We start from the raw sequence: 13,975 nt of genomic DNA on the forward strand, positions 1-13,975 counted from the left end.
AGGAATCCAGGAAAAAATCATAAATACAGCAAATTTTAAAATTAAAAGCGTAGATACCGTCTTAAGTGTCAACATCTTTTTATCTGTATTTTAATTAATTTCATTGAAAAGAGTTTTATTTTTGAGTACTCCATAAATAATATGAATTAACTTACGCATAGCGGCTATAACAATAACCATCTTGGGTTTTCCTAAACTACCTAAACGCTTGGCAAATTCTGTAACAATTGGATTAAATTTAAGAGACACTATAGCAGGCATATAAAAAGCTTTACGCAAATCTGCGTTTCCTGTTTTTGAGATCCTGCTAGTTCCATGTACAGAAGTACCTGATTGGCGTTGTTGTGGATTAAGACCGACAAAAGCTACTACTTGTTTTACTGATTTAAAATTTTCAATATCTGATAAAAAAGCAAGTATTACAGCTACTGTTTTTTCTCCTATTCCTGGAATTGAAACAAGAAGCTTACCTTTATCAGATAAGTCTGTATGTTTCTTTATATGGTTAGATATAAGCTTTTCTATTTCTTTTATCTGTTTATTCAAAAATTTTATATGAGATTTAATATTAGTTGTAACTATATCAAATAACCCTTCTAGCCTATTAGTTTCTTGGTTTTTGATAGAAATTAAAGCATCTAAACGATTTACTAATTGTTGTAGTTCTTGTATATGAAAAGCTGTAGGTTGCCAAAGTTCAGGCTGTATCGTTTGACAAAAATATGCAATCAGTTCACTGTCTGCTTTATCAGTTTTAACACGGTAAAGTTTACTGATAGAGAAGCCTTTTACACGAGCTGGATTTACAACACTAACTTTAAAATTATTTTTATAAAGATACTCAGCAAGCTTTAATCCATAAGTATTTGTAGCCTCCATACAAGCGTGTGCGGTATAAACCTGTTTAGTTTTTAGCCACTCACTTACTCCGTAAAATCCTTGTAAATTATTATTAAATTTTTTATTCTTAACTTTGTTATTAATTAGTAAAGCTACATCAAATGTTTCTTTAGAAATATCTATGCCTAAAATTATACTATTCATAAAATACCCTTTATAGTAAAAATTAAATAGAATACTCAAAGATCAACCTTGTATATACAGGTTCATTAAAATAACTTTTAAGACCTAGGACACCGTCCGATCTTTTGTGAGTATTAAAGGCTAGTTACTTATCTACGCTACAGGATCATAAGTCCTCAGGATATTCTCAGTATACTAGCCTTCTACTTCAGAGTCTTATAGTTTTTAATTAAAGACAATATTAAGATACAAGGTTATCTCGATTTACGCTGGATTCCCGCCTCCGCGGGAATGACACCAAATGTACTTTTCAATCCACGCAGGCAATGCCTCCCGTGACTTGACTATGTGATCCAGTAATTAAAAAGTGTAATACAACAAGTTTTTAAAACTAAAAACTCACTTCGTCTTGTGCTTTATGCTGGATCTAATTTCCAAGCCATCAGGATGGTAGAGATAAATGATTGACGCAGGCAATGCCTTTGTGGGAATGATGTAAAAGCCTTATTGCATAGATCAAAAAACACTTTCGGTATAATCCCGTGGCTTATCCAATAGTGCAAATAAATATAGTGATAAAGGCGGGATTCTTCTTTCACCCTTATCACTGACTATCAAAATGTTATTTCAAAACTCAAGATTTTTAACACAACATTTATATCTAACGTGTTGGGCTATTTCTCCTTGCTAAAGTTTTTCTTAGATCATCTTGAAAATTATTATTTCCTTGCTGCTTATTTCCATCTTGAGGTGTTTGCATAGTTTTTAATTTCTCTTGCAATTTCGGTGGAATATCAGGCATTTGAGATGACCTTTGAGCATCCCCACCCTTTCCTTGCATTGGAGAAGAAGGCGGTGGTGGCGGAATAGGAGCACCTTGTCCTGGCATTGGAGGCGGTGGTGGTGGCGGTATAACACCAGGTTTTAGAGGTTGTGTAGCTGGATTACCAGCGATTATAGCCTTACTAGCAGCTTCTTCTTTTAATCTTTGCTCTTTTTTAAGCCTAATTGCTTCCATAGCACCTTGTTGCTGCTTATCAGCCGCTGTAGGCTCGCCTTTTAAAGCAGTAGATTGTGAGGTTTTATTAAACTGCTTCTCTCTTTCTTCAGAAGTACTTATAGTATTATATTCTTTTTTTATGCTTTCAATATGCTTACTAATTCCATCTAATTCCTTGCCAATTCTCCATTTTTCTTCTTTAGGAGTATTAGAATCAGCCTTTTTTTCTTCAAGCTTTTTCTTTTTATTTTGTAGCTCTTCCTGCTTTTGCTTTAGTTCCTCTAAACGTTTTTTGTGATTATCTATTTGTACTTTAGGTTCTTCGTTTTTAGTATCAGGTATTTCTGGATCAGCTTGTTGTACTTTTGCGGTAGTTTCTTTTATTTGATTATGAAGATCTACCACTGAATTTGCTTTTCTTAGTTCTTGTTCAGGATTATTATAATAATTTTCTAAGTCCTGTTTCAAATAATCATATGTTGCTTTGATAGAAGTAACTTTAGTTTCAAAGCTTGCTGCAATTTGAGCTGCTAATTTTAAAGATTGCTCTGATCCACCTTTAGGCTGAATCACAAGTTTACTTTTTTCTCCTAAAAACCATTTTGATAAAATATTTGGCTTATAAACTTGTATTTCTACTTCTGCATTATCTGCTTTAACTGATATGCTACCCTCATAACCTGTGAATTTATTAAGCCATGTTTTTGGTTGTTTATGCTCTGCAGTTACATTATTTCCTAGATTAGAAAAAACGTTTTTTATATCTGTTTTTGCTGTTAAAAAATTATCTAGTTTTTTAAAAGTTTTATCATTTTGAGAACTTATACCAGCTATCTCGTAACCAGTAGCAGTTTCTATAAAATTTGATTCAAAAGGCTCTGCTTTTATTCCATTATAAATATTTTCTAAGAACTCATTGCCAAAATTTTTACCACTCTTAATTCCTTGTAATTTACTTTCTGTATTTAAACCTTTTAGTTGATCCTTAAACTGATCAATGGTCCATTTATCTTTTACGCTAGGATTATGAAGATTAGTATTAAGACCTACAGTAGCATAAGCTGATATAAAAGCTGCATCTGCATGATTTATTTCGTTAGTAGCATTTTGCTCGTAATATTTAGAGGCAAAGCTTTCAACTAACCTATCTATTTTTTGAGCCTCACCTGGTAATTTAAAAGCCTTTAAAAACTCTCTTAAACTTTTCAAATAATTTTTATCTTTAAAATCAAATTGTTTAATAAAATGATCCAATACTTTTTTATTATCTTCTCCATCTGTTCCAAGATAATCTCCAACAGCTACTAAATCTAAATTATTTTTTTCCTCACGAAAAAACTTAGCTGTCTCTTCTGCAAAATCTTTATTATTACTAGCACACCATTCTTTGATCTTATTAATTCCATCTTTAGGTTTATCATTAAAGGAACTTATTACTTCTCTTTTTATTAACGGATCCATAACTATCTCTCATAAGTTAATTATTATTAATCTTTAATATAGCTATTTTATAGCTTCAACACAAGCAAAAGTTGCGATTTTTAATATTTCACTTGCTGATAGCGTGGCTTGCAGGATTTGAACAGGTTTTTCAAAACCATTTGTTATAGGACCTATAAAGCTATTTGAAGAAAACTCTTGCAGTAGTTCAGTAGAGATAGCGGCAGAGTTTAGACCAGGCATAATAAGGACGTTAGCAGGACCGGATAACCTACAAAATTTATATAATTTACGTAAATTAGAATCCAAGGCAACCTTAACTGACATTTCGCCATCATATTCAAAATCTACTTCCATATCATTAAGCTTTGATTTATCTTCACTAAAATTATCAAGTATATTTACTGCTTCACGAATACGAGCTGTTTTTTCCTTAGAAGAATTGCCAAAACTTGAAAATGAAAGAAGAGCAACACGCGGAATAACTCCCATATCTTTAGCTATTTCTGCTGTTTGAGCTGCTATTTCTGCGAGCTCGTGACTATTTGGATATTCAGTAATGCAGTTGTCAGAAATAATAATATTATTGTCTTTTGCAATCATAATAGAATAACCTAGAATTCTACGATTAGGTTTTCGTGAAATGACTTTTAGTATATCTTCTAAACTATCAACATAGCTTTTTGTAATACCTGTTAAAAGTGCATCACCATCACCACAGGCAAGCATACAAGCAGCAAAAATATTCTTATCAGTTTTAACAAGCTTAGCACAATCTCGGTATAAATAACCTTTGCGTTGCAACCTTTTATATAAATAATCAATATATATTTCAAGCTTATCGGTTAGAGCGGCATTCATTACAGTAATACCATCTAGGCTAATATCCTGCCCTAATTGTTTTAGCTTTGCTTCAATTCGTTCCATGCGACCGATCAAGATGGGATTTCCATATTTCTCATCCCGCATCATTATTGCAGCAACGATTATTTCTTCTTCTTCTCCTTCAGCGAAAATAATTCTCTTAAACGGTGCGTTATGGATTTTTTCAGATAAGAAATTCTTATAGTTAGAAGTAGGGTTTAATCTACTTTCTAATTCTTTTTTATATTTATTGAGATTAAAATCAGAAATTTTAGCCACATCACTATCTATTGCTGCTTTAGCTACCGCCACCGGCACTACTGTAATTAAACGAGGATCAAACGGAACAGGGATAATATATTCATTACCGAAAATCATCTTGCGACCAGCATATGCCTTATATACTTCCTCAGGCACAGGCTTGCGTGCAAGCTCTGCTATAGCTTTTGCTGCTGCTATTTTCATTTCTGTATTGATAGTTTTAGCTCTAACATCTAATGCTCCCCTAAAAATATAAGGGAAACCCATAACGTTATTAATCTGATTATTATAATCAGAACGACCTGTTGCGATAATTGCATCTGTACGAACCTGCTTTACTTCTTCCGGCGTAATTTCCGGATCGGGGTTAGCCATAGCAAAAATAATCGGATTATTTGCCATTTTGCTGACCATTTCTTTAGTGACTGCACCTTTTACAGATAATCCTATAAATACATCTGCATCTTTTAATGCACTTTCTAAAGTCCGCAAGGCAGTGTTATTTGCATGCAATTCTTTCCATTTATTCATACCATCCGTGCGACCTTGATAGATAACGCCTTTGGTATCACATAGAATAATTTTTGATTTATCTGCTCCGAGAGCAATCAATAGATCAATACAAGCAATAGCAGCAGCACCCGCCCCATTAACTACTATTTTTAAATTCTCTAACCTGCGGTTAGTAATATGAGCAGCATTAATTAGCCCTGCTGCGGTGATAATTGCTGTTCCGTGCTGATCATCATGAAATACCGGTATATCCATTAAAGATTTTAACTTCTCTTCAATAACAAAACATTCTGGAGCTTTGATATCTTCGAGGTTAATTCCGCCGAAACTATAACCAAGATATTTTACGGCATTAATAAACTCTTCTGGATCTTTAGTATCTACTTCTAAATCTATTGCATCAATATCAGCAAACTTTTTGAAAAGTACTGCTTTACCCTCCATTACTGGCTTTGAGGCAGCAGCTCCTAAATTACCAAGCCCAAGCACCGCAGTACCATTAGAAATCACAGCAACTAGATTTCCACGTGCCGTATATTTATACATCTCATCAGTATCCTTAGCGATCTCAAGACAAGGAGCAGCAACACCTGGAGAATAAGCAAGCGTTAAATCATGCTGCGTAACAAGCGGCTTAGTTGCAGAAATAGCAATTTTACCTGGTTTATCTTTTTGATGATACTCAAGTGCTTCAGTGTAATTTATTTTGTTCATTTCATCCATTTTTTAGATATTCCTGTTTTATTTATTAATTTTGTCATTGCGAGGAGATGCGTAACATCGACGCGGCAATCTCATTAAGCATCCTGAGATTGCTTCGTCGCTACGCTTCTTGCAATGACGCTCATCCTACTAAATACATAATAATCGATATAGTAACTACCGAGAAGAAAGTTGTAAATGTTATAATCGATGCCATCGAATCAGGATCACCGCCAAGCTGACGTGATAAAACATAAGCAGTGCTTGCACATGGCAGTGAGCTATATAATATCCCTACCGATCTATCTATTCCACTAATTGACATCATCCACAGTATTACTACACTCACTAACGGAAAAGCAATTAACTTAATAAAACTTGTAAATACTATGCTATGTAAAAGCTCTTGCCTAATAGTAAAATTAAGCCCTGCCCCAACATTTAACATACCAATTGCTAAAGCAGCGTTAGAAAGGCTATCTAAAGTTTTCTTAAGACCTAAATGTAGTTCAAGATTTGAGTAATTAAAAACAAACCCTACTAGGCTGGCAATAATAAGCTGGTTACGTATAATTAGCTTGATCATTAAAACCAAACTTGTTCTAATAGTGGTAGTGACAGACTTATCAGGAACGTAATATGCAAAAATCATTACCGATAAAATATTTGTGATGATAATCATATAAGAAGAAATAACAGCGACGATAGAAAGACCGCTAGGACCAAGTAAGGGACTCGCTGCTCCAAAAAAAATGTAGCTATTATAACGAATTGATCCTTGAAAAATAGAAGTGAATTCTATTTTATCAATATTATATTTTCTTTGATAAATTATTAGACCTAAGGTAATAAGAAGTGTAGAAATAATAAGAGCGATTACTAGCTTGATTATTGAAGCAACACTTAAATCAGCTGTAGAGATATAGTTAAAAAGCATTGCAGGAAACAATACAAAATAGGATAACTTCTCTATGCCTCGCCAAAATTCTTCTGAAGTTAGCCATTTATTTTTTATAATACTACCAAGTAAGGTAATTAAAAAAATCGGCAACGTACTGCAAAAAATATCATTCATATTCGATGTCATGCCGCGACTTGATCGCGGTATCTAAAAATTAACTTATCGAGATACCACGGTCAAGCCGTGGTATGACAAAAATTATCCTCTACAACTTCTCTTCAATCAACTTCATAGTTTCATTTATACCATAAAGCTTTATGAAAGTGCCAAGTCTTGGACCGTCGCTCTGCCCGAGTAGTATCTGATATAAATCTTTGAAATAATCACGCAAATTTTCATATCCTGCTTTCATTCCGATGTCATAAATTCCTTTTTGGATACTTTCCGATTCTATTTGCTCAGGCAAGCTTTTTAGCATGTCTAAAATATCTTGCAAAATAGCTTTATGCTTTTCAGACGGAGCTAAATATGATTTATGTGCTTTAACAAAATCATTATAATATCTTATAGCAAATTCTGCTAAATGGTCAAGATAAGGACTATTATCTGGTGTAGCTTTTGGTTCATATCTGCTAATAAAACCCCAAAGTACCGATTTATCGGACGGATTACACACAGAAGTTAGATTTAATAACAGGGAGTAAGTAATACCAAAAGTCTCAATTTTTGGTACATTTCCATGATGAATATGATAAACGGGATTTGCAAAACGCTTTGATCTATCTTCTTCTAAATGATATTTCTGATTAAAGGTAATATATTCATCAACATTTTTAGGAATTACATCGAAAAATAACCTTTTAGCTCTAGTAGGGTTTTGATACATGAATAAAGCCATACTTTCAACAGGAGCATATTTAAGCCAATCATCAACACTAATACTATTACCTTTTGACTTCGATATTTTCTCACCATTTTCGTCTAAAAATAACTCATAACATAGCTGCACTGGCTGCTTTCTACCTAAAATTCGACAAATCTCAGAGTAAAGTCTACCATTTGCTAAGTGATCTTTGCCGTACATTTCATAATCAACTTTCAGAGCTGCCCAACGCATACCGAAATCCGGCTTCCATTGTAATTTACAATGACCTTTTGTCACCGGCACTTCTATTATCTCACCGTTTTCATCTTTATAAGTTATTGTACCAAGTTTTGCATCCCATTTATGTATAGGTACTTGCAACACTTTACCAGTTTTCGGACAAATAGGCATAAAAGGTGAATAGGTAGCTTTCCGCTCTTCTCTAAAAGTTGGCAGCATCAGCTCCATTATCTCGTCATATTTTTCAAGCACTTTTATCAGCATTTCATCAAACATTCCGGCTTTATACATTTCCGTACTGCTGTAAAATTCATACTTAAAGCCAAATTTATCAAGGAATGAGCGAAGCTTTGCATTCATATAATCCCCGTAGCTCTCACATTCACCGAAAGGATCAGGGATAGAGGTTAGTGGCATATCCATATACTGCCTTACCATTTCAGGATTTGGGATATTACTTGGTACTTTACGTAAGCCATCCATATCATCAGAAAAGCATATTAGTTTAGTCGGAATGTCAGATAATTGCTCAAACGCTTTCTGCACCATTACCATACGGGCATTTTCACCAAAAGTCCCAATATGTGGCAATCCTGATGGACCATAGCCGGTTTCAAACAATACATAACCTTTTTCAGGTGGCTTACCATTTAAGCTATCTAGTATTTTTTTAGCTTCTTCAAAAGGCCAAGCTTTTGATTTGATTGCATCTTCCCAAATTTCTGACATTTATTTTTCTTACACTTGTAATTAATTATCAGTGACAATATACTATATTTAGCTAATTGTAAAATATCACTTGAAGTTTTTGTAATTTTAAACGATAAAATAACATCATTGCGTAGTCTCTTACTTCATGAGATTGCTTCGTCGCTACGCTCCTTGCAATGACGTTTTATAAAATAAAAATATGTCATTTAATACCATTATAAACTACATAAGAAAAGACAGCTATAAAATGCTGCATATAGGCTTAATTGCAATTTCTATAACAGCTCTTGCTACTGCTTATTTTGCTGAGTATATAATACATTACGCCCCCTGCCCTTTATGTGTTTATGAAAGATTCCCTTATTTAACATTAATAAAAATTTGCCTAACTGCTTTAATTATCAGGCAATTAAGCAAATATACTTTAATATTTATTTTCTTAACAATTTTTAGCTCCTGTATATTATCAACCTATCATAGTATGGTAGAGCGAGGCATAGTTCAACCAAGCAGCCTTTGTTCGTCCATGATTCGCTTCCCAAAAGGCTTATCTGTCGAGCATATTAGACAGATGCTTTATTCACAGCCAATAACTTCCTGCACCAAACCAGCAATTAAAATCCTTGGTATTTCTATGACCGAGTATAATCTACTCTTAAACCTTGGTCTTTTAATTGGATTACTAATAGTTTGGCTTTATCCTAAAGAATCTTCATTATAAACTTTTATCTCTAATATCTTTTTCAATTCTCTCATAGAAAAAGCCGGTGGTTTTAGGTAGTCTTGTACTACCTTACCATTATCTAAAACTATAAGTCTTTTTCCGTAATTTACAGCATCTTCTGAATTATGTGTGATCATTACGGCAGTTATTTTATGCTCATCTATAATCTCTGCCATTTTTATATATAGCTTAATGCGATAAGGTAGTGACTTTTTCAAGAGCATAGTAAACCGCATCAAAAAAGTGCTCAAAATTAGAAACAGTTTTTCTTATTTCGTTCTTGATTTTAAACCAGTAATGCTCAATAGGATTTAAATCAGGAGAGTAAGTTGGTAAAAATAAAATACTGCAACCAACAGATTCAATTAACGTTTTCACTTTTGTACTTTTATGAAAATTAATATTATCCATTACTACTATCTGACCAGGCTTTAACTCTTTAATCAATATCTCTTGTACATAAGTTTCAAAAATGTCCTTATTACATGTCCCATCAAATATTATTGGGGCAATAATATCTTTGGCAGACACCCCAGCAATCATACTAATCCGTGATTTATGTTGATAGACCCTTTCACCATAACATCTTTGACCGATAATGCTCCACCCGTGTTCTCTACAGCTATTATCTTCTATCCCAGATTCATCGATAAATACTAAATCTTGTTTGTCTATAGTTTTTAGTTTCAATATAAACTCATTCCTTAGACCAACATCTCTTTTGGGATGAAGAAAAGTTTTTTTTATAACTATAACCTAATTTATTAAGCAATCTTGATATCGTACTTGCAGATACTTTTTGACTCCAGTTGTTAGCTAGTTCCATGGTGGTTTTATCAAAATTTAATTCTATAAATTTTTTAAATCCCTCTATGTCTCTTATTATTCTACGATGTCCTGTATGATAACCACTTTTTGCTTTGATATCGCCGGTTTGTTTCTTTAATTTTTTCCATTCTATTATAGTCTTCCTACTAATAGAGTATATCTCAGAAGTCTCTTTTATTGTTTTACCATCTGTTAAACTTTTTATTACTCGTATTCTTAAATCGTATGAATATGCCTTTGCCATAAGTTTTTCATTTAGTATAATCTAACTCATACTCTAAGTCATTATCTTATCGCATTAAGCTATACCTCATGCGAAGCTCTAGGGTCAAGGCTTGCAGTATGTTCATCTAGAAATAATATTTTAGGCGGATGAGAAATAGCTAGTGCCAATAATATGAGTTGTTTCTCCCCACCGGAAAAATTACTAAGCGGCTGTGTCAAGCGTGATAAAAATCTTTTAGATAAGCCGGTGAGTTCTAACACTTCCACATCTGTTTTACGCTCATTTGCTGGAAAGCGGCTTTCCCATAAAGTAATATTTTCTTCTAATGTTAACTCCGAAAATAATCTATCTTCTGCTTTTTGGGTTATAGTTAGCAACATATTAGCTTTTTGGGATTGCGGTAATTTATCAATTCGCACTTGATCTAAAAACACTCGCCCGCTAGTCGGTTTCAAATAACCGGCTAAAATCTTGATTAAAGTAGATTTACCGCTGCCGTTAGTTCCAAGCACTACAACAAACTCTTCTTCAACAATATTTAAAGTAGTTTCCGACATTATCGGCTCATTACGCTCTTTTACCTTAAATTGGATTTTTTCTGCATATAAATAAGGTTTCATGCCGCCTCCCGCTTCATAGAACTTAAGGAAATAAACAATACAACCCCCAAAATAAGCTTAAGATTTATGGGATCAATACCGATACGGAGTAAAATACTTAAAGTTATGAAGTAAAATAATATACCTATAAAACAGGAAAATATTTCTTTAACAGTATTAAAGCTATTTTTACGAATTAGTATGTGACGCCCTATAACGATCGCACCGATGCCAACAAGTGCAACCCCGAAACCCATATTAATATCAGCAAAACCGTTTACTTGTGCCGATATACTGCCCGTCAAAGAGGCTAAAGCATTGCTAATACTAAGCCCAACCGTGCGATAAACTTCAGCAGGTTTTCCTAAAGTAATCAGTAAATCTTTATTAAAACCAAATGCTCTAAGCATCAAACCTAATTGTTTTTTTAGCAAAATTATTACCGCAAATATCACAATAATGTTTAGTATGATCAAAGGTAATAACCAGTTTTCGGTATTAAATAAAGCAAGCAAGCTCGGCATACCGAGAATTGAGATATTAGGACGCTGTATAATTTGTAAATTAACGGAATAAAGCATAAAACTTGCAAGTATTCCGGCTATGAGCCCGTTAATGCGATTATTCTTTTGCATAAAACTAACTATGCTGCCAATAATTCCTCCTGCTGTTATAGCAAGTATCATTGCCGGAAATAGCCCTAATGTAAGGCTTTTAGCAAAAACTGCTGCACCAAGGACATAAGTGCCATCTACAGTTAAATCGGTAATTTTCAAAATCCTATAGCTGATATACATACCCAAAATAAGCGGCAGTATTATCAAGGATTGCTCTAGAGCAGTAATTAAAAAATTCATCTTACTACTCCAGTTCTTTTTTAATGAAAGGCAAGCTAAGTAAATTTTCCTTGGTAAGAATTGTTTGTTTAATAAAGGATCTAAGATTAATAAATAAAGTTAGCCCCTCCATATTTTGAAAAGGGATATCCTTAGGTGCTGTTCCTTGCAGAATCTGCTTTGCTTGATCACCTGCTTTTAAGCCTATATATTTCTCTTGTACTCCCACTGCAATAGTTGCACCGCTAATCACTGATCCCTCATCCGAAGCAATAATAGGAATGCTGCGTTTAAACGCTTCATGCATCAGGATATTTATACCACTAACTATCAAATGATCTTTTAAAATTATAAAACACTGCGTATTTTCCGAAGCATTTTTTACTGCTATCGGCAAGTTATTCAAATTCTGTACCATTTTAAGACTTAACGAAATATTATTTTTCTTTGCATAATTTTTCATTTCCTCCACTTCCGGCATAACCTTTTCGCTATTGCTATAAATTAAGGTAATATTTTGCAAAAAAGGTAATTTACCTATAATATCGGTAATTTTTATTTCATCATTAACACCGGTAATCATTGGAAGTTTGTTATTATCTATTTTAGCTGCCGCACAAACAATCGGTTTATTTTTTATATGAGAAATTACAGTTTGACGAGCAGTAGTACCGATTGGCATTACTACATCAATATCCTGTTCTTTCATCTGATTTATAATAGCAAGCAAAATATTAGAATCAGCATGAGCATTTTTGACTATAATTTTTGCTTCTATACTGCTAAGGGATTCTTCAATACCTGAAACAATTTGTTTCATTGCTTCATGTTCAAGAGGAACAATAATTGCAACATTTTTTTGAGTTGCTTGAACTGATAAAGTGAAAAATAAAGAAAATAAAAGAGTGAAAGCTCTTAAGAAAATATTTAGGGACGGCATTTTAATATCCTTATAAGTTATAGTTTAATAATTAAGTAGCAAGGGCATGGTAAACCCATAACGTAGAAATGTTACTTACGCCAACACCAATTTTTTATTAAATTAATAACTTTCAAAGATGCAATAGTTGAGATTTTATCTTACATTTAGTAAAATAAATTAATTATTAAATGGAGATAAGAAATGAACTTAAATCAAAAAATAATAAAGCCAAAATTAGGATTACTAGAACTCGCTAAGAGTCTTGGTAGCATATCATCAGCATGTAAAGCGATGGGCTATAGCAGAGATAGTTATTACAGATTTAAAGAACTGTATGAAACTGGTGGTGAAGAAGCGTTGTATGAAATTAGTCGAAGAAAGCCAATAATAGCCAATAGAGTTGATCCAGTGATAGAGAAGGCAGTAATGGATATGGCAATAGAATATCCAGCATATGGTCAGCTAAGAGTATCAAATGAGCTTAAGAAGAGCGGTATACTTGTATCACCTGGAGGAGTGAGATCAATTTGGTTACGTAATGATTTAAACAATATCAATAAAAGGCTTAAAGCATTAGAAGCAAGGATGGCTCAGGATGGTATTGTACTTACTGAATCTCAGTTACAAGTACTAGAGAAACGACGTAGCGAAAAAGAAGCCCATGGCGAGATTGAGACACAGCATCCAGGTTATCTAGGATGCCAAGATACATATTATGTAGGAAATTTTAAGGGTATAGGTAAGGTTTATTCTCAGGTATTTATTGATAGCTATAGCAGAGTAGCTGATGCTAAACTATATACTGATAAAACAGCTTTAACTGCTGCTGATATGCTTAATGACCGCGTGTTACCATGGTATGAAACTCAAGGCATACAATACTTCGTATTCTGACAGATCGCGGGTCAGAATATAAGGGAAATATAGAGCATCATGCTTTTGAATTATTTCTAAGTATCGAAGGTATAGAACATACTATTACTAAAGCATATTCTCCTCAAACAAATGGTATGTGTGAACGTTTTAATAAAACTATGACACAAGAATTCTTTGATACAGCTATGCGGAAAAAGATCTACACTGATCTTGATGATTTACAATTAGATCTTGATATTTGGTTAGAGCATTTCAATAATGAGCGACCACATTCAGGAAAATATTGTTATGGTAAAACGCCTATGCAAACTTTTAAGGATAGTAAGAAATTAGCTATTGAAAAGAACAATGAAATCTTATATCTTGAATACTCATCTGACAGTCATAATTTATCAGATATTCAGATATAATTTTTATAGTGTCTGTAAGATCAAATCTTGACTT

General features: G+C 33.4%; 9 protein-coding genes and 3 pseudogenes. 2 read left to right on the top strand and 10 right to left on the bottom strand.

The features are described from left to right. Positions 1–90 precede the first annotated feature (90 nt). The 5 genes from ACICQC_RS06955 to ACICQC_RS06975 all read right to left on the bottom strand — a co-directional run bounded on the left by ACICQC_RS06955 (position 91) and on the right by ACICQC_RS06975 (position 8,538). Complete coding sequence (locus tag ACICQC_RS06955) at positions 91–1,044, bottom strand: IS110 family transposase (protein ID WP_395476416.1); 954 nt, start codon at positions 1,042–1,044, stop codon at positions 91–93. Positions 1,045–1,684: 640 nt separating this feature from the next. Next, entirely contained in the window at positions 1,685–3,484 is a 1,800-nt protein-coding gene (gene ralF, locus ACICQC_RS06960; RefSeq protein ID WP_395476485.1) for a T4SS guanine nucleotide exchange effector RalF, read from the bottom strand. Positions 3,485–3,526: 42 nt separating this feature from the next. After that, positions 3,527–5,824, bottom strand: coding sequence for an NADP-dependent malic enzyme (locus tag ACICQC_RS06965; RefSeq protein WP_395476486.1), 2,298 nt, complete (start codon positions 5,822–5,824; stop codon positions 3,527–3,529). Positions 5,825–5,945: 121 nt separating this feature from the next. After that, the gene (locus ACICQC_RS06970) at positions 5,946–6,878 is read right to left on the bottom strand and encodes an AEC family transporter (RefSeq protein ID WP_395476487.1); all 933 of its coding nucleotides are present in this window, start codon (positions 6,876–6,878) and stop codon (positions 5,946–5,948) included. A gap of 91 nt (positions 6,879–6,969) precedes the next feature. Beyond that, positions 6,970–8,538 (bottom strand): lysine--tRNA ligase, encoded by a 1,569-nt coding sequence (locus ACICQC_RS06975; RefSeq protein WP_395476488.1) that lies wholly within the window; start codon positions 8,536–8,538, stop codon positions 6,970–6,972. Positions 8,539–8,719: 181 nt separating this feature from the next. Between ACICQC_RS06975 and ACICQC_RS06980 the strand changes: the two genes are divergently transcribed. Beyond that, positions 8,720–9,241, top strand: a complete 522-nt coding sequence (locus ACICQC_RS06980; protein WP_395476489.1) for a disulfide bond formation protein B — start codon at positions 8,720–8,722, stop codon at positions 9,239–9,241. Here ACICQC_RS06980 and ACICQC_RS06985 read toward each other — a convergent pair. From ACICQC_RS06985 to ACICQC_RS07005, 5 genes and pseudogenes are all read right to left on the bottom strand, one after another. Beyond that, positions 9,217–9,423 (bottom strand): annotated as a pseudogene (locus tag ACICQC_RS06985) (methionine ABC transporter ATP-binding protein); the annotation flags it as partial. The gene ACICQC_RS06980 and the pseudogene ACICQC_RS06985 overlap by 25 nt on opposite strands. Positions 9,424–9,433: 10 nt before the next feature. Further along, positions 9,434–10,316 (bottom strand): IS630 family transposase gene (locus ACICQC_RS06990; RefSeq protein WP_395476242.1). Its coding sequence is split into 2 segments (ribosomal slippage): positions 9,434–9,988 and positions 9,990–10,316, totalling 882 coding nucleotides; the frame shifts between segments, so codons are not numbered across the junction. A gap of 62 nt (positions 10,317–10,378) precedes the next feature. Then, positions 10,379–10,918, bottom strand: a pseudogene (locus ACICQC_RS06995) (ATP-binding cassette domain-containing protein); the annotation flags it as partial. After that, on the bottom strand, positions 10,915–11,754 hold the full coding sequence (locus ACICQC_RS07000; protein WP_395476490.1) for an ABC transporter permease: 840 nt from the start codon (positions 11,752–11,754) through the stop codon (positions 10,915–10,917). The pseudogene ACICQC_RS06995 and the gene ACICQC_RS07000, both read right to left, overlap by 4 nt. 4 nt (positions 11,755–11,758) lie before the next feature. Further along, positions 11,759–12,673, bottom strand: coding sequence for an ABC transporter substrate binding protein (locus ACICQC_RS07005; RefSeq protein WP_395476491.1), 915 nt, complete (start codon positions 12,671–12,673; stop codon positions 11,759–11,761). Between the two features lie 183 nt (positions 12,674–12,856). Here ACICQC_RS07005 and ACICQC_RS07010 point away from each other — a divergent pair. After that, positions 12,857–13,941: pseudogene (locus tag ACICQC_RS07010) on the top strand (IS481 family transposase). Positions 13,942–13,975 lie beyond the last annotated feature (34 nt).

Origin of the sequence: Rickettsia endosymbiont of Pantilius tunicatus (genome assembly GCF_964291875.1) — a bacterium.
Lineage (GTDB): Bacteria > Pseudomonadota > Alphaproteobacteria > Rickettsiales > Rickettsiaceae > Rickettsia.

Bases quoted from the DNA above. Each gene is read 5' to 3' on its own strand.
- ralF (WP_395476485.1), bottom strand. From the start codon at position 3,484: ATGGATCCGTTAATAAAAAGAGAAGTAATAAGTTCCTTTAATGATAAA.
- ACICQC_RS06980 (WP_395476489.1), top strand. From the start codon at position 8,720: ATGTCATTTAATACCATTATAAACTACATAAGAAAAGACAGCTATAAA.
- ACICQC_RS07005 (WP_395476491.1), bottom strand. From the start codon at position 12,673: ATGCCGTCCCTAAATATTTTCTTAAGAGCTTTCACTCTTTTATTTTCT.
- ACICQC_RS06970 (WP_395476487.1), bottom strand. From the start codon at position 6,878: ATGAATGATATTTTTTGCAGTACGTTGCCGATTTTTTTAATTACCTTA.
- ACICQC_RS06965 (WP_395476486.1), bottom strand. From the start codon at position 5,824: ATGGATGAAATGAACAAAATAAATTACACTGAAGCACTTGAGTATCAT.
- ACICQC_RS06975 (WP_395476488.1), bottom strand. From the start codon at position 8,538: ATGTCAGAAATTTGGGAAGATGCAATCAAATCAAAAGCTTGGCCTTTT.
- ACICQC_RS06955 (WP_395476416.1), bottom strand. From the start codon at position 1,044: ATGAATAGTATAATTTTAGGCATAGATATTTCTAAAGAAACATTTGAT.
- ACICQC_RS07000 (WP_395476490.1), bottom strand. From the start codon at position 11,754: ATGAATTTTTTAATTACTGCTCTAGAGCAATCCTTGATAATACTGCCG.